General features: G+C 72.9%; 18 protein-coding genes. 10 read left to right on the forward strand and 8 right to left on the reverse strand.

Annotated elements, in window-relative coordinates:
* Nucleotides 1-17 precede the first annotated feature (17 nt).
* Nucleotides 18-1,850, forward strand: coding sequence for a 2-oxoglutarate dehydrogenase, E2 component, dihydrolipoamide succinyltransferase (gene sucB, locus CCO02nite_RS02500; RefSeq protein ID WP_146841413.1), 1,833 nt, complete (start codon nucleotides 18-20; stop codon nucleotides 1,848-1,850).
* A 115-nt stretch (nucleotides 1,851-1,965) separates the two neighbouring features.
* Complete coding sequence (locus tag CCO02nite_RS02505) at nucleotides 1,966-2,856, forward strand: TIGR01777 family oxidoreductase (protein WP_146841414.1); 891 nt, start codon at nucleotides 1,966-1,968, stop codon at nucleotides 2,854-2,856.
* A gap of 33 nt (nucleotides 2,857-2,889) precedes the next feature.
* Here the strand turns inward: CCO02nite_RS02505 and CCO02nite_RS15595 are convergent, their stop codons facing one another.
* The gene (locus CCO02nite_RS15595; protein WP_186812547.1) at nucleotides 2,890-4,242 is read right to left on the reverse strand and encodes a serine/threonine-protein kinase; all 1,353 of its coding nucleotides are present in this window, start codon (nucleotides 4,240-4,242) and stop codon (nucleotides 2,890-2,892) included.
* 80 nt (nucleotides 4,243-4,322) lie between these two features.
* Nucleotides 4,323-5,342, reverse strand: coding sequence for a Gfo/Idh/MocA family protein (locus tag CCO02nite_RS02515; RefSeq protein ID WP_146841415.1), 1,020 nt, complete (start codon nucleotides 5,340-5,342; stop codon nucleotides 4,323-4,325).
* A gap of 88 nt (nucleotides 5,343-5,430) precedes the next feature.
* On the opposite strand from CCO02nite_RS02515, the gene lipB reads away from it, so the two are divergent.
* A complete protein-coding gene (lipB, locus tag CCO02nite_RS02520) occupies nucleotides 5,431-6,090 on the forward strand; it encodes a lipoyl(octanoyl) transferase LipB (RefSeq protein ID WP_222593114.1) in 660 nt (219 codons plus the stop codon).
* A 39-nt stretch (nucleotides 6,091-6,129) separates the two neighbouring features.
* On the opposite strand, the gene CCO02nite_RS02525 is transcribed toward lipB, so the two are convergent.
* Nucleotides 6,130-6,624 (reverse strand): flavodoxin domain-containing protein, encoded by a 495-nt coding sequence (locus tag CCO02nite_RS02525; RefSeq protein ID WP_146841417.1) that lies wholly within the window; start codon nucleotides 6,622-6,624, stop codon nucleotides 6,130-6,132.
* A 142-nt stretch (nucleotides 6,625-6,766) separates the two neighbouring features.
* Here CCO02nite_RS02525 and lipA point away from each other — a divergent pair, with 142 nt between their 5' ends.
* Together lipA and CCO02nite_RS02535 are read left to right on the forward strand one after the other, a co-directional pair.
* Nucleotides 6,767-7,768 carry a lipoyl synthase gene (gene lipA, locus CCO02nite_RS02530; protein ID WP_146841418.1) on the forward strand — a complete coding sequence of 334 codons (1,002 nt, stop codon included), beginning with the start codon at nucleotides 6,767-6,769 and terminating at the stop codon, nucleotides 7,766-7,768.
* Between the two features lie 42 nt (nucleotides 7,769-7,810).
* Nucleotides 7,811-8,515 carry a DUF4191 domain-containing protein gene (locus CCO02nite_RS02535; RefSeq protein ID WP_146841419.1) on the forward strand — a complete coding sequence of 235 codons (705 nt, stop codon included), beginning with the start codon at nucleotides 7,811-7,813 and terminating at the stop codon, nucleotides 8,513-8,515.
* Nucleotides 8,516-8,542: 27 nt separating this feature from the next.
* Here CCO02nite_RS02535 and CCO02nite_RS02540 read toward each other — a convergent pair whose 3' ends face one another.
* Nucleotides 8,543-9,034, reverse strand: a complete 492-nt coding sequence (locus tag CCO02nite_RS02540) for an RDD family protein (protein ID WP_146841420.1) — start codon at nucleotides 9,032-9,034, stop codon at nucleotides 8,543-8,545.
* A 157-nt stretch (nucleotides 9,035-9,191) separates the two neighbouring features.
* On the opposite strand from CCO02nite_RS02540, the gene glnA reads away from it, so the two are divergent.
* A complete protein-coding gene (glnA, locus tag CCO02nite_RS02545) occupies nucleotides 9,192-10,616 on the forward strand; it encodes a type I glutamate--ammonia ligase (RefSeq protein ID WP_146841421.1) in 1,425 nt (474 codons plus the stop codon).
* Between the two features lie 503 nt (nucleotides 10,617-11,119).
* Here the strand turns inward: glnA and CCO02nite_RS02550 are convergent.
* Entirely contained in the window at nucleotides 11,120-12,832 is a 1,713-nt protein-coding gene (locus CCO02nite_RS02550; RefSeq protein WP_146841422.1) for a DNA/RNA non-specific endonuclease, read from the reverse strand.
* A gap of 909 nt (nucleotides 12,833-13,741) precedes the next feature.
* On the opposite strand from CCO02nite_RS02550, the gene CCO02nite_RS02555 reads away from it, so the two are divergent.
* From CCO02nite_RS02555 to CCO02nite_RS02565, 3 genes are all read left to right on the forward strand, one after another.
* Complete coding sequence (locus tag CCO02nite_RS02555) at nucleotides 13,742-15,403, forward strand: FAD-dependent oxidoreductase (RefSeq protein ID WP_146841423.1); 1,662 nt, start codon at nucleotides 13,742-13,744, stop codon at nucleotides 15,401-15,403.
* Entirely contained in the window at nucleotides 15,400-15,654 is a 255-nt protein-coding gene (locus CCO02nite_RS02560; RefSeq protein WP_146841424.1) for a metal-sensitive transcriptional regulator, read from the forward strand. The genes CCO02nite_RS02555 and CCO02nite_RS02560 overlap by 4 nt, the downstream gene beginning before the upstream one ends.
* Nucleotides 15,655-15,722: 68 nt before the next feature.
* Nucleotides 15,723-16,406 (forward strand): DUF5701 family protein, encoded by a 684-nt coding sequence (locus tag CCO02nite_RS02565; protein ID WP_222593115.1) that lies wholly within the window; start codon nucleotides 15,723-15,725, stop codon nucleotides 16,404-16,406.
* A 43-nt stretch (nucleotides 16,407-16,449) separates the two neighbouring features.
* On the opposite strand, the gene CCO02nite_RS02570 is transcribed toward CCO02nite_RS02565, so the two are convergent.
* Nucleotides 16,450-18,030 (reverse strand): hypothetical protein, encoded by a 1,581-nt coding sequence (locus tag CCO02nite_RS02570; RefSeq protein ID WP_246117287.1) that lies wholly within the window; start codon nucleotides 18,028-18,030, stop codon nucleotides 16,450-16,452.
* 234 nt (nucleotides 18,031-18,264) lie between these two features.
* Here CCO02nite_RS02570 and CCO02nite_RS02575 point away from each other — a divergent pair, with 234 nt between their 5' ends.
* On the forward strand, nucleotides 18,265-19,521 hold the full coding sequence (locus tag CCO02nite_RS02575) for an AI-2E family transporter (protein WP_146841425.1): 1,257 nt from the start codon (nucleotides 18,265-18,267) through the stop codon (nucleotides 19,519-19,521).
* On the opposite strand, the gene CCO02nite_RS02580 is transcribed toward CCO02nite_RS02575, so the two are convergent.
* Nucleotides 19,512-22,556 (reverse strand): bifunctional [glutamine synthetase] adenylyltransferase/[glutamine synthetase]-adenylyl-L-tyrosine phosphorylase, encoded by a 3,045-nt coding sequence (locus tag CCO02nite_RS02580; RefSeq protein WP_146841426.1) that lies wholly within the window; start codon nucleotides 22,554-22,556, stop codon nucleotides 19,512-19,514. The two genes, CCO02nite_RS02575 and CCO02nite_RS02580, sit on opposite strands and share 10 nt — an antisense overlap.
* A gap of 7 nt (nucleotides 22,557-22,563) precedes the next feature.
* The gene (locus CCO02nite_RS02585) at nucleotides 22,564-23,901 is read right to left on the reverse strand and encodes a glutamine synthetase family protein (protein WP_146841427.1); all 1,338 of its coding nucleotides are present in this window, start codon (nucleotides 23,899-23,901) and stop codon (nucleotides 22,564-22,566) included.
* Nucleotides 23,902-24,154 lie beyond the last annotated feature (253 nt).

Consider the following 24,154-nt stretch of genomic DNA (forward strand, 5'->3'; position numbering starts at 1 on the left):
TCGAAGGAGACGCAGACGTGTCCGACAACGTGCAGCTTCCCGCTCTCGGCGAGTCCGTCACCGAGGGCACCGTCACCCGCTGGCTGAAGAACGTTGGTGACACGGTCGAGGTCGACGAGCCGCTGCTCGAGATCTCGACCGACAAGGTCGACACCGAGATCCCCTCGCCGTTCGCCGGCGTGCTCGAGCAGATCCTCGTCCAGGAGGACGAGACCGTCGAGGTCGGCGCGGTGCTCGCGGTCATCGGGTCCGGCGAAGGCGCCGGTTCCGGGTCCGACGAGGCCGCTCCCGAGCAGGCGGCCGCCGAGGAGCAGTCCGCCGAGCAGGCGCCCGCCGAGGAGCCGGCGGCCGAGGCTGCACCCGAGCAGCAGGCTCCCGAGCAGCACGAGGAGGCCGCCGCTCCGGCAGCCGCGTCCGATGCTGTGTCCGATGCAGCCTCCGATGCGGGCGGCGTGAGCGAGAACGTCACGCTGCCGGCGCTCGGTGAGTCCGTCACCGAGGGCACCGTCACGCGTTGGCTCAAGTCCGTGGGCGACACGGTCGAGCTCGACGAGCCGCTGCTCGAGATCTCGACCGACAAGGTCGACACCGAGATCCCCTCGCCGTTCGCCGGCACCCTGCAGCAGATCCTCGTCCAGGAGGACGAGACCGTGCAGGTCGGCGCGGTGCTCGCCGTCATCGGCTCCGGCTCGGCGCCCGCACCAGCCGAGGCACCCGCACCCGAGGCCCCGCAGGCCGCCGAGCCCGCAGCCGAGCCTGCCGCCGCTCCGGCGCCGGTCCCGGCGACGCCCGCTCCCGTCCCGGCTGCACCCGCCGAGCAGGCTCCCGTCGCGGCTGCACCGGCGCAGAACGCACCCGCTCCGGTTCCCGCGGCCTCCGGCAGCTACCTGACGCCGCTCGTGCGCAAGCTCGCCGCGGACAAGGGCGTGGACGTCGCGAGCCTCACCGGCACCGGCGTGGGCGGTCGCATCCGCAAGGAGGACGTGCTCGAGGCCGCGGCAGCCGCCGAGGCCGCCGCAGCAGCTGCCGCCGCGGCCGAGAAGGCAGCGGCCGAGAAGGCTGCAGCGCCGGCTCCGGCTGCGGCTGCGTCGTCGGCACCGGTCGCACCCGCGGCCGTCCCGGCGGTCTCTCCGCTGCGGGGCACCACGGAGAAGGCGAGCCGCCTGCGCCAGATCATCGCCGAGCGCATGGTCGAGGCGCTGCACACGCAGGCCCAGCTCACCACGGTGGTCGAGGTCGACGTCACGAAGATCGCCCGCCTGCGCACGCGCGCCAAGGCGGACTTCGCGGCGCGCGAGGGCGTGAACCTCACGTTCCTGCCGTTCTTCGTGCTCGCGGCGATCGAGGGGCTCAAGGCGTACCCCAAGATCAACGGCGTGCTCGAGGGCAACCAGATCACGTACCACGCGCAGGAGAACGTCGGCATCGCGGTGGACACCGAGCGCGGCCTCGTCGTACCGGTCATCCGGGACGCGGGCGACCTCAACCTCGGCGGGATCGCCCGCAGGATCGCCGACGTCGCGGGCCGCACGCGCGCCAACAAGGTGACGCCGGACGAGCTGTCGGGTGCGACCTTCACGGTCACGAACACCGGCTCGGGCGGCGCGATCATCGACACGCCGATCGTCCCTGGTGGCACCTCGGCGATCCTCGGCACCGGCGCGATCGTCAAGCGTCCCGCCGTGGTGAAGGGACCGGAGGGTGAGGACGTCATCGCCATCCGCTCGCTGTGCTACCTGTGCCTGTCCTACGACCACCGCCTCGTCGACGGAGCCGACGCGTCGCGCTACCTCAGCGCGCTCAAGGCCCGCCTCGAGGAGGGCGCGTTCGAGGCCGACCTCGGTCTCTGAGGCCACCCCCCGGCTCGACCGGACCACGTCGCGGCCGCCGCTGCACCCTCGGGTGCGACGGCGGCCGCGCTGCGTCCGGCGCGACGACGGGACCGCCGGCGCCTACCGTGGCGGCATGCAGGTCGTCGTCGCGGGTGCGCACGGGTTCATCGGGACGGCGTTGCGCCGTCGGCTCGCCGGGTCGGGGCACCACGTCCGGCTGCTGGTGCGCCGCGAGCCGACCGCGCCCGACGAGATCGGGTGGGACCCCGGCGACGGACGGCTGGACCCGGACGCGCTCGCCGGGGCCGACGCGGTGATCGACCTCGCGGGCGTCAACCCGGGCACGCGACCACTCACCGCCGCGCGCAAGCGGGCCGTGCTGGACTCGCGCGTCGACAGCGCCGGGCTGATCGCCCGCACACTCGCGACGCTGGACGGTCCACGCGTGCTCCTGCAGGCCTCCGGCATCGGTGCGTACGGCGACCGCGGCGACACCGCGCTCGACGAGTCGGAGCCGCTGGGCACGACGTTCTTCGCGGAGGTCGTCCGGCAGTGGGAGGCGGCGACCGCACCCGCCGCCGACGCCGGGGTCCGCGTCGTCCTGCTGCGCACCGGCGTCGTGCTCGGGCCGGGCGGCGGCGCACTCAAACCGATGTGGCCGCTGCTGCGCGCGGGCCTGGGCGGGCGGATGGGCTCGGGTCGCCAGTACTGGTCCTGGATCACGCTGCCCGACGAGGTCGCGGCGATCGAGCACCTGCTGTCGGCCGACGTCGCCGGACCGGTCAACCTCGTCACACGAGCGGACCGCAACTCCGACGTCGTGCACGAGCTCGCGCACGCGATGCACCGACCGGCCCCGCTGCCCGTACCGGCATGGGCGCTGCGGCTCGTGCTGCGGGACTTCTCGAGCGAGGTGCTCGGCTCGATCCGTGCGGTCCCTGCCGCGCTCGACGCGACGGGGTTCCACCCGACGCACCCCGACCTCGCGTCCGCGGCCCGTTGGCTCGCCTCGTCGCGTTCCTGAGAGACCATCACGACCACAGTCGGCCCGGCCGGTTCACGCCGGCAGGACCTGCCACACCCGCCAGCCGTCGTGGCCCCAGCGCAGCTCGAGAACGACCGTCGCGGTGACGGACGGCCCGCCCGCGCGGGTGGCGCCGTCGGGCCCGACCAGCTCGTACGCGCTCGTCGTGCTCACCACGCGCACGCGAGCGACCTGCTGATCGCCGTCGAGGGCGCGGGCCTCGATCACCCGCACGTCCAGGCCGACCGCCCGGTCCCCGCCCAGGCTCGCCAGCAGCACCAGGTCGTCCGCATGCGCCGGGCCGCCGACCTCGTCCACCCCGTCGAGCCCCGCGGCGTCCGCCGACACGAGGACCTGCGCACGGCGCGTCGTGAGCAGCTCGGCCGCCCGCGCCGGGTCCCGCTCGGGCTGTTCGTCCGGCGAGGTCGTCGCCTGCGAGGTCGAAGCCTGCGAGGTCGTTGCCGGCGACGTCGAAGCCGGGGCGGCCGCAGCCGACCCGCCGTCCGGCTCGGCGACCGCCCGGGCCGCTCCGCGCCAGCCGAACACACCCACCGCGAGCCCGCCGACGAGCACGAGCGCGGCCACCGCGATCGACGCCCGCCGAGCCACCGACCACCGGTCGGGCGCGACGGGTCGCCCGCTCGCCACACGCCGCAGCGCCGCGACGCGCTCGCCACCCTGCACGCGCGCGACGTCGGCGGCCGCGAGGTCGGCCGCCGACGGCAGCAGCACGGGCTCGGGCGGGACCGCCCTGAAGCAGCGGTCCACCACGCGGCGGGCGTCGGCGCTGCCGTCACGCAGCTCGCCGAGAGCGCCCACCAGGTCGGCCGGACCTGGCTCGGGTGGGAGCGCTGCGAGCGCGCACTCGACGAGGCCCGTGACATCTCCACCGGCCGCACCGGTCCCGGCCACCGCGGCGCGCAGGTCCACGAGCACAGGACGCCCGTCGGGCCGCACGACCACCGAGTCGGGGCCGACCGCGCCGTGGGCCACACCGGCGTCGTGCAGTGCCCCGAGGCCCTGCGCGATCGGGATCGCGACCGTGACCGCCTCCCCCTCGCTCAGCGCGGCGCGCGCCGCGAGCAGCAGCCGCACGCTCGGACCTTCGTGGTGCTCGACGAACAGGGCCAGTCGATCACCCGGCAGCGCGACGACCTCGAGCAGCCGCGCGACGTGCTCGTGCCGCACGGCGCGCAACGCACCGATGCGAGCGCGTGCGTCGTCGTCCAGCCGGCCCGGAACGACGTACAGCTCGACGGCCCACGCGGAGCCGTCCAGCGCCCGGGCCAGCAGCCCCGATCCCCCGGGTCCCACGGGCCCGACGGCACGGAAGCCGGCGGCCGCGAGCACCTCGTCGACCTCCGGCGGCACCGCGTGGATGTTCATGCGCCCATGCAAGCCCGTTCCGGCGAACCGCGTCGGGCGTCATCCACAGGCCCTGCACTGCCCTGCCCTGACCAGACCGATCAGATCGTGACGACCTCACCGCGGGCCGCGGCGAGCCGCGCGACGTCGAGCACCCGCGCGGTCATCACGGCGTCGGCCGGGTCGACCGGCGGCGGCGTGAGCCCGCGCACCCAACGGGCCACGGCGGGGTACACGTCGTGGTGCCCGCCGGCCGGTGCGGGCACCGGCGTGCGCTCGGCGCCGCGCACGAGCCACCCCTCGTGCCGGGGCTCACCCGGACGACGGCCCTCCTCGTACGCGTCGTCGAGCACGGCGAACGGCGTGTGCTCGCCCTCGAACGACGTGACGAGGTACGCGCCGGCGCTCCCGAGCACGCGCGTGCGCGGTCCGGGCGCCCCGACGAGCCCGCCCGCCTGAAGGTGGCTGACGACGCCGCCGGTGTGGCGCAGCGCGAGGAACACGTCGTCGACCGCGGGCGTGGTGCGCGCCGCGAGCTCGGCGTAGACGCTCCGCACAGGCCCGAAGAGCTGGACCGCGGAGTCGACGAGGTGCGCACCGAGGTCCAGCAGCAGCCCACCGGCCTCCTCGTCGTTCTCCTTCCATCGGTCCTGCGGCTGCGGCCGGAACCGTTCCCAGCGCCGCTCGAACCGGTGCACGTCACCGAGCGTGCCCGCGGCCAGCAGGTCGACGAGCGCGAGCTGCTCGGGGTCCCACCGGCGGTTCTGGAACACCGTGAGACGCCCGTCGGCGACGTCGACGAGCGCCTGCGCGTCGGCCGCCGTGGTCGCGAGCGGCTTGTCGACCAGCACGTGCGCACCCGCCGCGAGCGCGGCCCGCACGTGCTCGACGTGGTCGCCCGTCGGGCTCGCGACGACGACGAGGTCGAGCTGGGCCGCGTGCGCGAGCAGCGCCGCGACGTCCGGGACGACGACCGCGCCCGGCCAGTCCTCGGCGACCTGCCCGGCCCGGTTCCGGGTCACCACGTGCGTCACGCGCTGACCCGCCGCGCGCAGCAGGCGCGCGTGGATCCCCCGTCCCGCGCCGCCGTACCCCACCAGTCCCACGCGCATCGGCTCCATGCCGTCACCCTACGGACCGCGGTCACCCGACGGACCGCCGGCACCCGGGGATCCGAGCGGTCCGGGCGCGCGGGCTAGGCTGACCGACGTGCGCTTCGAGGAGCTGGACCTGGGCGTGCGGCACCAGCCGTACGTGCCGACGTGGGACCTGCAGCGCGAGGTGCACGCCGCGGTCGCGGCCGGCGAGCGGGAGGACACCGTCCTGCTCGTCGAGCACGAGAACGTCTACACCGCCGGCCGTCGCACCGGGACGTGGGACCGACCGCTCGACGGGACGCCCGTGGTCGACGTCGACCGCGGCGGACGCATCACATGGCACGGCCCCGGCCAGCTCGTCGGCTACCCCATCGTGCGGCTCGCCGCACCCGTGGACGTGGTGCGCTACGTCCGGGCGCTCGAGGAGGCCCTGATCCGCACGTGCGCGGACCTCGGGCTGGCCGCGATCCGGGTCGAGGGCCGCAGCGGCGTGTGGTTCGCGGCACGGCCGGGCGGGCTGGCGCGCAAGGTCGCCCAGATCGGCGTCCGGGTCGCGCGCGGCACCACGATGCACGGCTTCGCCCTGAACTGCAGCCCGGATCTGACGGTCTTCGACCGCATCGTGCCGTGCGGGCTGCCCGACGCGGACGTGACCTCGCTGAGCGCCGAGCTCGGCCGCGCCGTCACGGTGCTCGACGTCGCGCCGATCGTGCGCGGGCACCTCGTCGAGACCCTCACGCCGCTGCTCGCCGCGCACCCGGCCGCCGCCTGACAGGCCCGCGCGGCGGGTGCGCCGGTCGGGATCGTCGGGTCAGTGGTGCACCGCGAGCGCCTCGGCGACCTTGCGCCCCCACTCCCGCACGACGTCCAGGTCGCGGAAGTCGCCGGCCTCGGCCCGGGTGAGCGCGACGAGCGCGCGTTCGGAGATGTTGAGGTGCGACCGGTCCAGGGCTCCGACGAAGCACTCGACCTCGACGGCGCCGGTCGCGCGCGCCATCGCCTCGACGTCGTCGGGAACCCCCGCGGGCATCGGCGGGTCGCCGACCGGACCGGACCAGAACAGGTACACCTGCCGCAGCCGCAGGTGTGCGCCCTGCCGCTCGACGAGGTCGCGCAGCGACGCCCCGAGCCGGCCCACGTACACCGCCGAGCCGAGGACCACGGCGTCGTACGGCATCACGCGCTCGACCTCGTCGGGCGCGATCACGTCGACCTGGTGCCCCGCCTCCTCCAGCTCGTGGGCGATCACGTCGCCCATCTCGGCGGTCGCGCCGTGGCGCGATGCCACCGTCACCAGGACTCGCATCTCGGCTCCCCTCGTCGGGCGTGCACGTGGCCCGCCCAGCGTCCCCCGCGAACCTCTCGCCGACCAGGGGACCTCGGTCCCGTGTGACGCACGACTCGCCCGAGGCCGGTCCGCGGTGCGACGCCCGGGCTAGTCTGACCAGGTGACGATCGCTCCCGAGGGCCGGCGCATGCTGCGCGTCGAGGCACGCAACGCGCAGACGCCGATCGAGAAGAAGCCCGAGTGGATCCGCACCCGCGCGACCATGGGCCCCGAGTACTCCGAGCTCAAGGGCCTGGTCAAGCGCGAGGGCCTGCACACGGTGTGCGAGGAGGCGGGCTGCCCCAACATCTTCGAGTGCTGGGAGGACCGCGAGGCGACGTTCCTCATCGGCGGCGACCAGTGCACGCGGCGCTGCGACTTCTGCCAGATCGACACCGGCAAGCCCGCGGACTTCGACGCCGACGAGCCGCGCCGCGTTGCCGAGTCCGTGCAGGCGATGGGGCTGAAGTACTCGACCGTGACCGGCGTCGCGCGCGACGACCTGCCGGACGGCGGCGCGTGGCTGTACGCCGAGACCGTCCGCCAGATCCACGCCCTCAACCCGGGCACGGGCGTCGAGCTGCTGATCCCCGACTTCAACGCGATCCCCGAGCTGCTCGACGAGGTCAACGACTCGCGGCCCGAGGTGCTCGCGCACAACCTCGAGACCGTCCCGCGGATCTTCAAGCAGATCCGGCCGGCGTTCCGCTACGACCGGTCGCTGTCCGTGCTGACCCACGCGCGCGCGGCCGGGCTCGTCACCAAGTCCAACCTCATCCTCGGCATGGGCGAGACGTACGACGAGATCGTCGAGGCGCTCGGTGCGCTGCACGAGGCGGGCTGCGACCTCATCACCATCACGCAGTACCTGCGACCGTCGCTGCGGCACCACCCCGTCGACCGCTGGGTGCGGCCCGAGGAGTTCGTCGCGCTCTCGGACGTCGCCACCGAGCTCGGGTTCCTCGGCGTGATGTCCGGCCCGCTGGTGCGTTCGTCGTACCGGGCCGGGCGGCTGTGGGGTCAGGCGATGCGTCGTCGGGGCCTGCCGATCCCGGACGCGCTCGCGCACCTGGGCGAGCCGACGACGGCCCGCCAGGAGGCCGCGAGCCTGCTCGCCCGCTGACGCGCATCTCGCACGCCCCGACGCTCGGTAGACTCCTGCCCCATGGCGCGTGACAAGACCGAGACGACGGCACCTCGCAAGAAGCGGTGGTACCACCAGTACGCCGAGGCGTACCGGATGACCCGTGAGGTCGACCGTTCGGTCACCTGGATCCTGCTCGCGATCTTCGTAGGCGTCACCGCGGTCGGCGTCCTCGTCGGCCTCCTGCTGGACCACGTCGTGTACTTCACGGTCCTCGCGGTCCCGTTCGCGTTGATGGCGACGATGCTGGTGTTCGGTCGCAAGGTCGAGGCCGCCGCCTATTCGCGGATCGAGGGGCAGCCCGGCGCCGCACTCGCGGCGCTGCGCACGCTGCGCCGGGGCTGGACGTTCCTCGAGCAGCCGGTCGCGATCGACCCTCGCACGCAGGACATGGTGTTCCGCGGCGTCGGGCGCCCCGGCGTCGTGCTCGTCGGCGAGGGCCCGCACGGCCGTGTGACCAAGCTGCTCGAGGCCGAGCGCAAGCGCACGGCACGCGTCATCTCCGGAGCTCCCGTCATCGTCATCGAGTGCGGCGACGGAGAGGGCCAGGTCCCCCTGCGCAAGCTGCCCGGCAAGGTGCGCAAGCTCAAGCAGCAGCTCACCAAGGCCGAGGTCGCGGAGATCTCGAAGCGGCTCACGGCGCTCGGTGCGGCCAAGCTTCCGGTGCCCAAGGGCGTCGACCCGATGCGCGCCCGCCCCGACCGCAAGGGCATCCGCGGGCGCTGAGCCCACGGGTCCGGCCGGCCTGCGGACTCAGCGGCGCACGAGCGCGGTTCCCGCGAGCCGGTCGTGCATGCCACGTCCTTCCGCGTCCCACACGACCGCGGGCACGACGAGGCACAGCAGCGCCGTGCGCACCACGGCGCGCCCCAGACCCGGCGCGCGCCCGTCGTCGGGAAGCGGGCCGTCGGGTGTCGCGCCGGCGCGGCGAACCCGCATGCCCAGCACCCGGTGCCCCACGCCGAACCCGAGCAGCCCGACGAGCAGCACGTTCTCGGCCGCGAAGATGCCGAGCGTCACCAGCGAGTCCGCGCGCGCCAGGAACCACGCATCCTGGTTCGCCGGGAACAGCGCCGCGGAGATCGCCAGCGCGAGCAGCCAGTCGACGCACAGGGCCGCGACCCGCCGCCCGAGCCGGGCCAGGGAGCCGCTTCCCTCGTCGGGCAGGCCGAGACCTGCGCCCCGCCGACCCTCGCCGGAAGGCCCACCCTCGAGCCACGAACCCACGTCGTCCCGCGTCGCCACGGTCCCAGGGTAGGTGGACAGATCGGCCCGTTCCCACAAGCGTTACATCCGACGCTCGTGCGTAACACGGCGGAAACACTCGACTCACACGAGAGAAACCCGTTCCGCCTAGCGTCGCCCTAGCCCGCATCGGGCACTACCAACCGAGGAGCAGCGGATGTTCAGCAAGCCAGAGGAAGTCCTGGCGTTCATCAAGAGCGAGGACGTCAAGTTCATCGACGTCCGGTTCTGTGACCTGCCCGGCGTGATGCAGCACTTCAACGTCCCGGCGCGGTCCGTCGACGAGTCGTTCTTCACCGACGGCCAGATGTTCGACGGTTCGTCGATCCGTGGCTTCCAGGCGATCCACGAGTCGGACATGAAGCTGATCCCGGACGTGACGACGGCCTACGTCGACCCGTTCCGCGTGGAGAAGACGCTCAACATCAACTTCCACATCGTGGACCCGTACACCGACGAGCCCTACAGCCGCGACCCCCGCCAGGTCGCCGCGAAGGCCGAGGCGTACCTCAAGTCGACCGGCATCGCGGACACCGCGTTCTTCGCGCCCGAGGCCGAGTTCTACATCTTCGACGACGTGCGCTTCCAGACGAGCCAGAGCGGGGCGTTCTACCACATCGACTCCTTCGAGGCCGCGTGGAACTCCGGCCGCGTCGAGGAGGGTGGCAACCTCGGCCACAAGATCCCCTACAAGGGCGGCTACTTCCCCGTCCCGCCGGTCGACGGCTTCTCGGACATCCGCGACGAGATCTCGCTGCAGCTCGACGCGCTGGGCCTGGACGTGGAGCGCGCGCACCACGAGGTCGGCACCGCCGGCCAGCAGGAGATCAACTACCGCTTCGACAAGCTCGCCGTCTCCGGCGACAAGGTCATGCTCTTCAAGTACGTCGTGAAGAACGTGGCCCACGCCAACGGCAAGACCGCGACGTTCATGCCGAAGCCCCTGTTCGGTGACAACGGCTCGGGCATGCACGTGCACCAGTCCCTGTGGAAGGACGGCGAGCCGCTGTTCTTCGACGAGAAGGGCTACGGCGGCCTGTCCGACCTGGCGCGCTGGTACATCGGTGGCCTGCTCAAGCACGCGCCGTCGCTGCTCGCGTTCACGAACCCGACGGTGAACTCCTACCACCGTCTGGTGCCCGGCTTCGAGGCGCCCGTCAACCTCGTCTACTCGGCCCGCAACCGCTCCGCGTGCATCCGCATCCCGGTCACCGGTTCGAACCCGAAGGCCAAGCGCATCGAGTTCCGCGTGCCGGACCCGTCGTCGAACCCGTACCTGGCGTTCGCGGCCATGCTCATGGCCGGCATCGACGGCATCCAGAACCGCATCGAGCCGCCCGAGCCGGTCGACAAGGACCTGTACGAGCTGCCCCCCGAGGAGCACGCCCAGATCCAGCAGGTCCCGGGCTCGCTCGGCGAGGTGCTCGACAACCTCGAGGCCGACCACGACTTCCTCACGGCCGGCAACGTCTTCACGCCGGACCTGATCCAGACGTGGATCGACTACAAGCGCTCCGCCGAGGTGGACCCGATTCGTCTGCGGCCGCACCCGCACGAGTTCGAGCTCTACTACGACGTGTGATCGTCCCGGCCCCCGGCTGCTCCCGGGGGCCGGTGACCTGCAGTGACGGCAGCCCAGCCTCCTTCTCGGCGGCTGGGCTGCCGTCTCTCTGCCACGCGCTCGGTGTGGCGACTGCGACCCGCGATGGCCCCCGGACGCGACTCGAGGCTGCGACCTCGCAGGGTCTCGGCGTCCGGCGTGCTGGCCAGGTCGGACGCCGGAAGCCAACTCCCTACCGGCGGCGCAGCCCAGCACGCTGCACCGACGAGCCGACCTGCACCATCACCCGCCCAGCGCTCTCCACTACCGGGCCTGCCGCCGTCGCCGCAGCGCCGGCCACCTCCAGGGCACGACCGACCGCACCGACCGTCGCGCGCAGACCCGCCGCCCGACCCATCAAGCCGCGCCCACACCTCAGCGACCGCCGAGGCACCTGCCCGTTAGCTCATCTGCTCCTCCGTGGCGCTCCATCGGCAGCGGCGGCCGCGGACGCCGTCCGCGCGTAGACCGGCAGTCGGCAGCCATCAGCAGATGGCCACACCGCGGATCGGTGTGTCGAGCTCGAGGTGCTTGAGCCTCTGCTCAATCTGCTTGCCGATGCTGCGATTGACGGTGCTGTCCAGCGGCTTCAGGTTCGCGGTGTCGTTGCTTCCACCGAGCTGAAGGTCGACGACGTGGTCAAGATCGTGGCCAGCGGGGATGGATCCGCCTTCCCGCTTGAACCGTGCTGTCGCGGTCGGATCGCGCTCCGCGACGGTCTTCTTCAACTGTCCGCGCCGACCTGCTTCCCAGAGTGCCTTCACCTTCGCTTCGGCTGCCGTGCGTTGCTCGGGCGTCCAGCCCTTGCCGAACTCGAGACGCAGGTACCCCGCGGGCAGTCGGCCGCACCGCTTCCACGGGCGCCAGCGCGCTGCGGCCTGAGCCACTCTCGAGGCTTGCACGGGCGTCGTCTTGAGCTTCGTCGCAAGAGCCGTGATCTTGACCGGACCCGCTCCCTTGGCGGTCTTCGCAAATGCGAGACCCGGGACGGCCGCGGCGAGCGAGAGGCCAGCCGTGCCGTAGTCCCCGTCGATCGCGTACCAGGTGGCGTTGGTGGCGGCTGCGGCCACGCCGACCATGTCGAAGGGCGGTGGGGCGAACGTCGCGACGGACAGGATGTCGAGCACCAGGTGGCCCCAGTGTTGGACCCATCGCCACACGGCCTTGGCGGCGGCAACGACGCAGTGGCCGTAGTCGAGCGGGTTCCAGGAGCAGCCGCTCGACTCGGACACGTCTTGGGCCATCGCCCGAAGAACTTGCACGTCGTGCATCGGACCGGGACTGGTCGGCGAAGTGTTCGATTCCGCAGTCGCCGTGGCGCCGCTCGTGCCAGCGGCGTCGATCGCGGACGACAGCGCGGTGAGTGCGGCCGTCGCGCCGATGCTGTTGTCGTCCGAGTCCTCGGGGAAGCGGTGCTCGAAGAACAGGTAGTGGGTGAACCGGCCGATCGTCTGGTCGGACCCGTCGAGCGTCACCGTCCCGGGCAGGAACTCCGTGAACGCCCACTCGCTCGCGGCTGGGTTCGCCGTGAGTGCGGCCGTGAGGGCCAGCACGCCGTCGTTCAGGTAGACCCCGTTGGGCGCGGGTGCGTAGCCAACGTCGTCGCTGGGGTCGGCCTGTGGCCACGCGTCCTCGTCGTGCGCAAGGTCGTACTCGTGGTAGCCCGTCGTCACCGCTTGGAGGAACTCGAGCGACCAGTAGCCCCGGGAGAGCAGCAAGAGGAGGTTCGACCTGTTGGCCTCGTCCTGCGCCTCGCGACGCTTCCCGTCGCGATCGAAGAAGCCGTCGTGCTCGCCGTAGAGCGCGGTGGGGTTCGTCGTGGCCACGACGAAGTCGTCGGCCCATGCCGTGGGCAGCGCCTCATCCCCCGTTCCGTGCGTGGCGAGTGCCAGCACTCCCGCCAGGTCGGTCAAGGTCAACTCGTACGTAGCGGGGTTCACTCCGGACTTGAGTGGGATGTCCTTGCTCGTGCCGGCAACCGTCGCGAGCGCGTCTCCGAGTTCGCGCGGAGTGGCCCCGGAGGCGAAGTGGTAGGCGAAGTCGCCCCGGCCACGGTTCGCCGTCAATAGCTCATCGAGTGCGACCAGGTCGCCGTCGTCGAGTGCCCGAAGCGCGGCTCGCGCGTCAGCGCGCACACCCCAGAGTTGGTCCCGGTACACGAAGAGTCCAGTACCCGACGCGACCAGGACCGCGACCAAGACGGCGACCCACCAGCGCGGCGGGCGGCGCGAGGCACGAGCCACTCCTGTATGCGCGGGCGGCGTACCGATCGGTGTGTCTTGGACCTGACGCTGCGGGCCGCCGGCCGCTCGTGCGGTCGGGTGCCCGGAGCGCGGCCTCCCGGACGTCGAGCGCGGCTCACCGTGACTCGAACCTGGCCTACCCACCGCCTGCCCCCGAATCACACGACCACCGCGCATCCGTTCGACCTCACCGACGCGCCTCAAGCCGTCCATCGGCACCAACGAGTTCAATCTGAAGGGGTCTGGCGCGAGCGCCAGCACCGCGGGGGCACCTGCGGTCCCGTCGACGCCTACGCGCGCCGGGGCTGACCGGCGAAGTCGAACGTTCGCTATGTGCTCGTCGCGCTTCGCCACTATCCGGCTGACGTCGCAGTTCCGCGTCCCGGGCAGCTCTGGTGTACCCGGCGTTCCAGTTCGTTCGAGGTGAGGTCTCGCCGCGCCTTCGAGGCGTCCTGGCGCGCGCAGTGCCTGCGTACGCGGCGGCAGCATCAACCAACCGCACGCGCCTACGAAGGCCAGCCAGGCTCCAGTAGGTCGGGCGGGACGGCAGCTCGAGGTCGCTCGCCTGGCATCCCGGGACGATGTCAACGACGGCTGGCACGCTCGCGTCGGCCAAGCACTCCTCAGCAGCCCCTACACGTCTTGGCCCTGCGGTCGCTCCACCTTGAAGTCGAGCGTCTTCCCAGTTCAGGCGGCTACCTGCGTCGCTGACCGGGCCACGAACGGTGTGCTTCGCCGCCCAGATCGGGCGGCGAAGGGAACGAGAAGAGCTGTTCCCGTTCCCCTCACGACGGGCCGGCGCGCGCCGACCTGGCGACACCGGCGCCGTCCAAGCCAATACCCCATGGGGTATATGGTCTGGGGATGGACATCGTCATCGTGGGAGGGGTCGCCGGCGGGATGTCGGCGGCGACCCGGCTGCGCAGGCTCGACGAGAACGCCGGCATCACCGTCGTGGAGCGCGGCGAGCACGTGTCGTTCGCGAACTGCGGGCTGCCGTACCACCTGTCCGGCGTGATCCCGGAGCGGGACTCGTTGCTGCTCCAGACGCCGCAGGGGCTGGCCGCTCGCTTCGGGATCGAGGTGCTGGTCCGGCACGAGGCGCGCTCGATCGACACCGCCGGGCACAAGCTCGAGATCGTCGACCTCACGACCGGCGAGTCGCGCGTCGTCGGGTACGACGCACTCGTGCTCTCCCCCGGCGCGCGGGCCGTCGTCCCGCCGGTCCCGGGTGCCGAACGCGCGCTCACGTTGCGCGACGTCCACGACCTCGACGTGCTCGGCGAGCAGGTCGCCCGCGCCCGCACGGCGGTGGTGATCGGTGGCGGCTTCGTGGGGCTCGAGGTCGCCGAGAACCTGCTCGCCGCCGGGCTGCAGGTCGCGATCGTCGAGGCCGCGCCGCAGGTGATGACCCCGATCGACGTCGAGATGGTCGCGCCGGTGCACCGCCGGCTGCGCGAGCACGGCATCGACCTGTCGCTCGGGACCACGGTCGCCGAGATCACCGCCGACGCGGTCGTCACGTCAGACGGGCGCTCGTTGCCGGCCGACCTGGTGGTCGCAGCGATCGGCGTGCGGCCGGACGTGGACCTGGCGCGCGAGGCCGGGCTGCGCATCGGCGCACGCGGCGGCATCGTCGTGGACGAGACCCTGCGCACGAGCGCGCCGGACGTGTGGGCCGTCGGTGACGCGGTCGAGAAGCTCGACGCCCTGGACGGCGCCGCGACGCTCGTCCCGCTCGCTAACACCGCCAACCTGCAGGGGCGGCTCGTCGCGGACGCCATCGTCGGCCGCCCCACGGCGCAGCGTCCCGTGCGCGGGACCGCGATCGTCTCGGTGCTGGGGCTGCAGGTCGGCTCGACCGGCTGGAACGAGCGCCGCCTGCGCGCCGCGGGGAAGCCGTACCGCGCGATCCACACGCACCCCTCGTCGCACGCCGGCTACTACCCCGGCGCCGCGTCGATGTCGCTCAAGCTGCTCGTCGACCCGACGAACGACGAGATCCTCGGCGCACAGGCCGTCGGCGAGGACGGCGTCGACAAGCGGATCGACGTCGTCGCGACCGCGATGGCCGGCGGGCTCACCGCGAGCGACCTGGCCGATCTCGAGCTCGCGTACGCGCCCCAGTTCGGCTCCGCGAAGGACCCCGTGAACATGCTCGGCTGGGTTGACCGCGCGGCCGACGAGGGCCTCGTCGCGACCGTGCAGTGGCACGAGCTCGCGGACGTCCTGGCCGCCGGCGCGACGCTCGTCGACGTGCGCACGCCCGACGAGCACACCCGCGCACGCATCCCCGGCTCCGTCCTGCTCCCCCTCGACGAGCTGCGCTCCCGGCTCGACGAGCTGCCCGCCGGCCCGCTCGTCGTGCACTGCGCGGTCGGCATGCGCGGCTACCTCGCCGCGCGCGTCCTGGCCCAGCACGGACGCGACGTGCGCAACCTCGACGGCGGGTACCGCACGTGGCTCGACGGCACGCGCACCGACGACTCCACCGACGACTCCACCCACCGAAGGACGGCATCGTGAAGCTCCCCGAGGACGACATCACGCCGGTGATCACGCGCATCAAGCGCGCGCACGGTCAGCTCGCCGGCGTGCTCCGCATGCTCGAGGAGGGCCGCGACTGCGAGGACGTCGTCACGCAGCTCGCCGCGGTGAGCAAGGCGCTCGACCGTGCGGGCTTCGCGCTCGTCGCCGCCGGGCTCAAGGAGTGCCTCGCATCCGACGAGCCGGCCGACCTCAAGAAGCTCGAGTCGCTCTTCCTCGCGCTCGCCTGACATGTAGGGGTCGTCGCGGGAATCCCGGCGGTCTCCCGCTCGTTGGTCGGACGACGCGAGGAGGATCCATGTCCGCAGCTGCCGCACCGACGACACCGTCCGTGACCGCCGTCGGCGCCGAGCCCGGCCCGCTCCCGCCGCTGCAGGTGCAAGCCGAGCGACTCGTCTCGCTCGGCCTGCACCTGCCCGCGGAGCTCGAGGCCGACGACCTCGTGGCGCGGGCCCGCACGCTCGAGGACCGCACCGGTGCGCTGCTCGTGCTCGACCGTCGGATCGCGCCGGCCTCCGCGCTCGCGCCGCTGCTGCGCCTGGGTGCGCTGCCGGGCTTCGTCGTCGAGGACATGACCGACGTCGACGCGTTCGCGCCGGTCGACGGAATCGACGTGCCCGACGCGCCGCTCTACGTCGTCGACGGCATCGACCGCGGCGACGACCTGCGCGGCTGGTCACCCGACGAGGCCGACGTCGAGATCGCCGCACGCGGTCGAACCCGACTGCTGCTGACCGAGGGCCTGCACTGGGCGCTGCAGGCGACCGGGGTCGTCGCCCCGAACCACTGCCTCATGACGAGCGGCTCGCGCGTGCGACGCGCGGACGGACGGCTCGATGCGCGCACGCCCGCGTTGTGGATCTCCGGCGGCACGGGCCGCGACGGACGCGAGCGCCGCGGCGCACCGAAGATCGGCTGGTGCTGGGCCGGCAACCGGCACACGTGGCTGGGGATCGGCTCCGCGACGGGCCGGCGCGCCTGACGGCACGACCGGCCCGGCGCGGCCGGGTGGGTCGTCGGGCGGATCAGGTGGTCGCGACGGGCTCGGTCTCGGCCTCGTCGGACTCCGGGCGTGCGGGCCGCGACACGAGCGAGACGACGAGCAGGACCAGCGCGGCGACCGCAGCCACCCAGAAGATCAACGCAGGCGTCAGGTAGTCCGCCAGCGCGATCACCGCGGCGGCGCCGCCGATCACGACGACCCGCACGAGCACCCGCTGCTGGTAGAGCCAGCGGCCCACGGGACCGGTCGAGACGCCGTGCCGGTCGCCCGCACCGCGCAGGGCGGCCGTCCCGCGCGACCACGACGACCGCAGCGAGCGCGCCGCGACCGTACCGCCCACGATGAACGCGACCGCGGCGAGCACGAGACCGATCGCGAGTCCCGAGCGCAGCGCGATGCGCAGGAACGAGACGAACTGGTCGTAGACGATGACGGCGGCGTCGTGACGCTGGACCGTGCTCGGCAGCGAGCCCACGTACACGGTTCGACCCACCGCGAGACCGATGCCGAGCAGCAGCATCGCGCCCGCGAGCGACAGGCCGGCGACGACGAGCGCCCGTGAGCGCCGCTGCGCGGCGAGCACCCCGGCGCCGAGCAGGCCGAGCGCGATCCACGGCAGCCACGTCCCGAGCAGGTCCAGCACCTGGTACGCGTTCTGCAGCCGCACCAGGTCGGAGTTCTGCATGAGGGGGAACGACGCGTTGATCGTCGGGAGGCGGTCGACGATCGTGAACCCGGCGTCGGACAGCGCCGCGACGACCGCGTTGACGACCGTCGTGAGGTTGACCGAGAACGTGCCGTTCGCGTCGATGCTCGCGATCGCGTCGGGATCACCCTCCAGCACCGCGACGAGCTGGTCGTGCGCGGTGCGGTTGGCTTCCTCCCACGCGGCGGAGAACGCGTCCGAGGTGACGACCTTGTCGACGCCCTGTCGGACGAAGTTGGTCGCGGCGTCGACCAACGGACCCTGCAGGCCGAGGATGAGGGTCGACACCGTCGGCGGCAGCCCGAGGTCCGCGACCGCCTCCGTGGCAGTGGTGGCGAGCTCCTCGACGTTCAGACCCTCGACGATCGCCGTGGTCAGTCGGTTGGTGACCGCCTGCTGGATCGTCGCGTCGTCCGCGAGCGGTGCGACCGTCGCGACCCAGCGGTCCGTGTCGGTGACGAGCGACTGGGCCCAGGCCGACACCACCGCGACGGGTGCGAGCAGCGCGCCGACGAGGATGAGGACGACCGCGGCCGTCGATCGGCCCCAGTGGCGACGCTTCCGGGGCGGCGCCGTGACGACCGTGACCGCTGTGGTCGCCTGACGCAGGTGCGCGTTCTCGTCCTCGAGCGCCGCGAGCCGCGCGCGCAGCACGGCCACGTTCTCCGACGACGCGTCGGCACCGGACTCGGACGCGACGACCGGCTCGACGACAGGTTCGACGACCGGCTCGACGACCGGCTCGGTCGGCTGGTCGGCGAGCGGAGCGTCGGTCGGCCCGACCGGCGGCGTCGGGCTGATCGGCTCCGTCGTCTCCTGGACCGGGTGCGCCGCGGACCCGGCCGGCTTGCGGGGGCTGCTGCCGGTGGTGCGTCGAACGGGCTTGCCGTCGGCCATCGTCGTCTCCTCGTCGCGCTCGACGCGACCCCACGCGCGTCGCCTGACCTGAGCATGGCAGCACACCCGGCCGCTCGCGCCACACTCGCAGTGGGTAAGTTCCTTGCGCGGCCGATCACGGTAGTTTGCGTGCCAGGCGACGACCACTGCGACCGTTTCAGGTCGGCCGTCTCAGGGTCGGACGTGACCGGCGCCGGGACCGGCGTCCACGAGGGAACGCGAGGACACCCCAGGATGAAGCCCGAACCGTCCGCCGCGACGTCGGATCGCTACCCACCCAGGTGGCTGCCGCGCGCACTGCTCATGAGCGCGGTGGCCGTGTTCCTCGCGATCTTCGCGTGGCGCTCGCTCGGGCTGCTGACGAACGTCATCATGATCCTGGTGCTGTCGTGGTTCATCGCCCTGGCGATGGAGCCGTCGATCCGTTGGCTCGTCGGGCGTGGCATCCGCCGCACCCGCTCGACGGGTCTCGTGATGACCGGCGGCCTCACCGTCGGCGTCGTCGTCCTCGTGGTGTTCGGCAGCATGTTCGTGCAGCAGGTGGTCGAGTTCGCCGAGCACATCCCGGAGTACTACGCGCAGTTCGCGGCCTGGGTCGACGACACGTTCCACACGAAGCTACCGACGTCCGAGGCCGCGATCGACCAGGTCGCCGCCCGGTGGAAGGACTTCGCACCGACCATCATCGGCGCGGGCGTCTCGTTCATCGGAGCAGTCTTCAACTTCACGTCGATCCTCCTGGTCACGTACTACATGGCCAGCGCGGGGCCGCGGTTCCGCGCCTCGATCCTGGCCTACCTGCGTGCCGACCGGCAGCGCGAGGTGCTGCGGGTGTGGGAGGTCTCGCAGGAGAAGATCGCCGACTTCATCACGTCGCGCCTGGTGCTCGCGGCGCTCTCGACCGCGTTCACCTGGGCGTTCCTGGCGATCATCCAGATGCCGTACGCGCTCCCGCTCGCGGCGTTCACGGGCATCGTCTCGCAGTTCGTCCCGACGATCGGCACCTACATCGGTGGTGCGCTGCCGGTCGCGGTCGCGCTCACCATCTCTCCCGCGAAGGCACTCCTCGTGCTCGGCTGGATCATCCTCTACCAGCAGGTCGAGAACTACGTCTTCTCCCCCAAGGTCTCGGCCCGCGCCCTGCAGCTCAACCCTGCCGTCTCGTTCGTCGGGGTGCTTGCGTTCGGTGCGGTGTTCGGCGCGATGGGCGCCTTCCTGGCGCTGCCGGTGATCGCGACGATCCAGGCCGTCCTGTCGACCTACCTGCGGCGCCACGAGCTCGTCGACAGCCCGCTGCTGCACGAGGACGTCGAGGCCCTGAAGCGCAACCGCGGCTGGGTCCATGTGCCCACCGACACGGCCACAGACACCGCCGCCGACACGGCCGCCGACACGGCGACCGACGAGGCCGAACGCGTCCCGGACGAGCCGATCGCGGTCGACTCGACGCCGGACGCCGCCGGAACCGAGCCCGACGCGCGTCAGCCGTAGAAGACCCGCTCGACGACGGCGCGCGCTCGTCGGGCCGTCCGCAGGTAGTGCTCCTCGAGGTCGCCGCCGGAACCGACCGGGTACCCGACGACGCGCGCGAGCCCGGCCAACGCCTGGCGGTCGTGCGGCAGCAGGTCCGAGTGCGACCCGTCGGTGCGGCCGCTCCAGAGCACGTTCGCGTCCCGCAGGAGCGAGGCCAGCTCCCAGGCCTCGACGAGCGCGACGTGGTCGGACGCGTCCAGCAACCCGGCGGCGTGCGCCGCGTCGAGCGCGGGGATCGTCGACGTCGTGCGCAGGCCCGGCACCTCGTGCGCGTGCTGCAGCTGCAGCAGCTGCGCGGTCCACTCGACGTCGGCGATCCCCCCGCGCCCGAGCTTGAGGTGCCGCGTCGGGTCCGCTCCGCGGGGCAGCCGCTCGGCCTCGACCCGCGCCTTGATCCGACGAACCTCGCGCACGGTCGCGGCGTCCAGCCCGCCCGCGGGGTAGCGCAGAGGGGCGATGAGCGCGACGAACCGCTCGCCCAGCTCGTCGTCGCCTGCCACGGGGCGCGCACGCAGCAGCGCCTGGCTCTCCCACGGCGACGACCACCGCTCGTAGTACTCGGCGTACGCGTCGAACGAGCGCACGAGCGGGCCGTTGCGGCCCTCGGGGCGCAGGTCGGCGTCCACGGCCAGCGGCGGCTCGGCGCTGACCTGACCGAGCAGCGAGCGCAACGTCGTCGCGACCGCGAGCGCGTAGTCCTGCGCCACGCCGGGGTCCGCACCGTCCACCGGGTCGTGCACGAACAGCACGTCCGCGTCCGACGCGTAGCCCATCTCTCGGCCCCCGAGTCGGCCCATCGCGACGACGAGCATGCGCGTCGGGCTCACGTCGAGCCCCCGGGCGGACCGCGCCTCCGACACGGCGACGCGCAGGGCCCCCGCGAGAACGACGTCGGCCGCGACGGTCAGGCTGTGCGCCGCGCGGGTCCCCGTCACGACGCCGAGCACCTCGGCCGCCGCGGTCCGGGCCAGCTCGCGCCGGCGCAGGACACGCAGCGCCGTGACTGCCGGGACGGGCTCGTCGGCGCGCGTGAGGATCGCGTCCGCCTCGGCCGCCAGCCGCTGCTCGGCGCGCGGCTCGAGCTCGTCGTCGTCCGCGAGCCAGGTGACGGACTCGGGCGAACGTGTGAGCGCGTCCGCGACGTAGCGCGAGGTGGACAACGCACGGGCGAGGCGCTGCGCGGCGACGCCCGAGTCCCGCAGCAGCTTGAGATACCAGTGGGTCGCACCCAGCTCGTCGGACAGTCGCCGGAACGCGAGCAGGCCGCCGTCGGGGTCCGCGCCGTCGGCGAACCAGCCCAGCATCACCGGCAGCAGCTGACGCTGGATCGCCGCGCGCCGCGACACACCCTCGGTCAGCGCGGCGATGTGCCGCAGCGCCCCGACCGGGTCGCGGTAGCCGATCGCGGCGAGCCGCGCACGAGCCGCCTCGGGCGCGAGGTTGGCCTCGGCCGCCGAGAGCTGCGCGGTCGCGGGCAGCAGCGGGCGGTAGAACAGCTCCTCGTGCAGGTGGCGCACGTCCCGGCGGACCTGCCGCAGCCGGTCGGTGAGGCCGTCGGCTCCCTCGGCCCGCATCCCGACCGAGCGCGCGAGCCGGCGCAGGTCCGCGTCGCTCGTCGGCAGCAGGTGCGTCCGCCGCAGCCGGTGCAGCTGGATCCGGTGCTCGAGCACCCGCAGGAACCGGTAGCAGACCGCGAGGTGCGCGGCGTCGCCGCGGCCCACGTACCCCGCGGCCGCGAGCGCGGCCAGTGCAGTGAGCGTGCTGCCGGACCGGATGGCCTCGTCGGAACGCCCGTGCACGAGCTGCAGGAGCTGGACGGTGAACTCGACGTCCCGCAGGCCTCCGACCCCGAGCTTGAGCTGCCGCTCGGCCTCCGCGACCGGCACGTGCTCCTCGACGCGACGGCGCATCGCCTGCGCGTCCTCGACGAAGTTGTCGCGCTGCACCGCGGCCCAGACGAACGGCTGCGTCATCTCGACGTAGGCGGCGCCGAGCTCGCGGTCGCCGGCGAGCGTGCGTGCCTTGAGCAGCGCCTGGAACTCCCACGTGCGGGCCCAGCGCTCGTAGTACGCGCGGTGGCTCGCCAGCGTGCGCACGAGCGGGCCGTCCTTGCCCTCGGGGCGCAGCGCGGCGTCCACGGGCCACAGCACCGGCTCACCCGACGGCGTCGCGCAGGCGCGCGCGAGGCCTGTCGCGAGCCGGGTCCCCGCCGCGACCGCGTCGGCCTCGTCGACGTCCGGGCCCGACGGCTCGACCACGTAGACGACGTCGACGTCGCTGACGTAGTTGAGCTCGCGCCCGCCCGCCTTGCCCATGCCGATCACGGCGATCCGGGCGGCCTGGCCGTGGTCCGGCAGGTCGGCCCGAGCGAGGGCCAGTGCGGCCTCGAGCGCCGCGCCGGCCAGGTCTGCGAGCGCCGCGGCGACCCCGGGCAGCCGGGACAGCGGGTCCTCGGCCGTCAGGTCGGTCGCCGAGATCCGCAGCAGCCGCGCCCGGTACGCGCGCCGCATGGCGTCGACGCCCTCCGAACCGCCGGTCGCCGCGACCGGGACCGGCGCGTCAGGGTCCGCGCCCACGGCGCGCAGCAGCTCCGCCCGCACGTCCGCCGCCGGCACCCCGATGCCGGGTGTGTCGTCTTCGAGCACGTGCAGCAGACCTGGGTGGGCGGTGAGCGTGTCCCCGAGCGCCGGGCTCGCACCCGCGACCGCGAGCAGCCGCGCGCGCGGCCCGCCGTCCTCGGTGAGCATCCGCGCGAGCAGCGCCCCCAGCCCGGCGTCGTTGCGCACCGCCCCCGCGAGCTTGGCGAGCGTCAGCAGCGCGGCGTCGGGGTCCGCGACGTCGGCCAGCGGTCCGACGAGCACCTCCGCCGCGTCCGGGAGCACCGCGAGCAGGGCCTCGTCGGACAGGAGCCGTGCCCCACGCGCGATGTCGTCGACCCCCGCGCGCGACAACCTCGTCGCGAGCGAGGCGCCCCGCTCGGGTCGTTCCGTCATCGCCGGCTCACAGGACGGGCAGGAACCGCTTCAGCTCGTACGGCGTGACCTGGTGGCGGTACTCGTCCCACTCCTGACGCTTGTTGCGCAGGAAGTAGTCGAAGACGTGCTCACCCAGCGTCTCGGCGACGAGCTCCGACTTCTCCATCACGGCGATCGCCGCCCTCAGCGACGTCGGCAACGGCTCGATCCCGAGCGCACGGCGCTCGGAGTCCGTCAGCTCCCACACGTCGTCCTCGGCACCCTCGGGCAGCTCGTAGCCCTCCTCGATGCCCTTGAGACCCGCGGCCAGCAGCACCGCGAACGCGAGGTAGGGGTTGGTCGCGGAGTCGACCGCGCGGTACTCGATGCGGCTCGAGTTGCCCTTGCCGGGCTTGTACATCGGCACCCGGACCAGCGCCGAGCGGTTGTTGTGGCCCCAGCAGACGTAGCTCGGCGCCTCGGCACCGCCCCACAGCCGCTTGTACGAGTTCACGAACTGGTTGGTGACCGCCGTGATCTCCGCCGCGTGCGTCAGCAGGCCCGCGATGAAGCTGCGCGCGACCTTCGAGAGCTCGAGGTGGCCGCCAGGCTCGTAGAACGCGTTGCGGTCGCCCTCGAACAGCGACAGGTGCGTGTGCATGCCCGAACCCGGGTGGTCGACCAAGGGCTTCGGCATGAAGCTCGCGAACACGCCCTGCTCGAGCGCGACCTCCTTGACCACCGTGCGGAACGTCATGATGTTGTCCGCGGTGGTCAGTGCGTCGGCGTAGCGCAGGTCGATCTCGTTCTGGCCCGGCCCCGCCTCGTGGTGCGAGAACTCCACCGAGATGCCCATCGACTCGAGCATGGTGATCGCCGCGCGCCGGAAGTCGTGCGCGGTGCCGCGCGGAACGTGGTCGAAGTAGCCGCCCTGGTCGACCGGGACGAGCGGCTGGCTCGGGTCGGCCGGCGCGTCGAACAGGTAGAACTCGACCTCGGGGTGCGTGTAGAACGTGAACCCCTTGTCGCTCGCCCGGCCCAGCGCGCGCTTGAGCACGTTGCGCGAGTCGGCGAGGCTCGGCTCGCCGTCCGGCGTGAGCAGGTCGCAGAACATGCGCGCGGTGCCGTGCCGCTCGCCGCGCCACGGCAGGACCTGGAAAGTCGTCGGGTCGGGGCGCGCGATCATGTCCGCCTCGTAGACCCGGGTCAGGCCCTCGATCGCGGAGCCGTCGAACCCGATCCCCTCCGAGAACGCCGACTCGAGCTCGGCCGGGGCGACCGCGACCGACTTCAGGATCCCGAGCACGTCGGTGAACCAGAGACGGATGAAGCGGATGTCCCGCTCCTCGACCGTGCGGAGCACGAACTCCTGCTGCCTGTCCATGCGGTACATCCTGCCCGATCCCCCCGCACCGAACCCGCATCTCGCCCCCGCGTCCCACCCCCTGGTCCACATCCCCCTCGGGACCCTCCGCCCCGCGCCACCCCCGCCCCGTTCCGGTACCGGCCGCTGCACCCACATCTGCACGCCACAGCCACCCCACCCACCCCCGCAGACCCCACCCCCACCGACCCATCCCCGCCGACCCCACCCCCACCGACCCATCCCCGCAGACCCCACCCCCACCGACCCATCC

It is taken from the genome of Cellulomonas composti (assembly GCF_007990245.1).
GTDB classification, from domain to species: Bacteria; Actinomycetota; Actinomycetes; order Actinomycetales; family Cellulomonadaceae; genus Cellulomonas; species Cellulomonas composti.

Bases quoted from the DNA above. Each gene is read 5' to 3' on its own strand.
- CCO02nite_RS02515 (WP_146841415.1), bottom strand. From the start codon at position 5,342: ATGGAGCCGATGCGCGTGGGACTGGTGGGGTACGGCGGCGCGGGACGG.
- CCO02nite_RS02565 (WP_222593115.1), top strand. From the start codon at position 15,723: ATGTCCGCAGCTGCCGCACCGACGACACCGTCCGTGACCGCCGTCGGC.
- CCO02nite_RS02505 (WP_146841414.1), top strand. From the start codon at position 1,966: ATGCAGGTCGTCGTCGCGGGTGCGCACGGGTTCATCGGGACGGCGTTG.
- glnA (WP_146841421.1), top strand. From the start codon at position 9,192: ATGTTCAGCAAGCCAGAGGAAGTCCTGGCGTTCATCAAGAGCGAGGAC.
- CCO02nite_RS02555 (WP_146841423.1), top strand. From the start codon at position 13,742: ATGGACATCGTCATCGTGGGAGGGGTCGCCGGCGGGATGTCGGCGGCG.
- CCO02nite_RS02525 (WP_146841417.1), bottom strand. From the start codon at position 6,624: ATGCGAGTCCTGGTGACGGTGGCATCGCGCCACGGCGCGACCGCCGAG.
- CCO02nite_RS02585 (WP_146841427.1), bottom strand. From the start codon at position 23,901: ATGGACAGGCAGCAGGAGTTCGTGCTCCGCACGGTCGAGGAGCGGGAC.
- CCO02nite_RS02570 (WP_246117287.1), bottom strand. From the start codon at position 18,030: ATGGCCGACGGCAAGCCCGTTCGACGCACCACCGGCAGCAGCCCCCGC.
- CCO02nite_RS02535 (WP_146841419.1), top strand. From the start codon at position 7,811: ATGGCGCGTGACAAGACCGAGACGACGGCACCTCGCAAGAAGCGGTGG.
- CCO02nite_RS15595 (WP_186812547.1), bottom strand. From the start codon at position 4,242: ATGAACATCCACGCGGTGCCGCCGGAGGTCGACGAGGTGCTCGCGGCC.
- CCO02nite_RS02580 (WP_146841426.1), bottom strand. From the start codon at position 22,556: ATGACGGAACGACCCGAGCGGGGCGCCTCGCTCGCGACGAGGTTGTCG.
- CCO02nite_RS02575 (WP_146841425.1), top strand. From the start codon at position 18,265: ATGAAGCCCGAACCGTCCGCCGCGACGTCGGATCGCTACCCACCCAGG.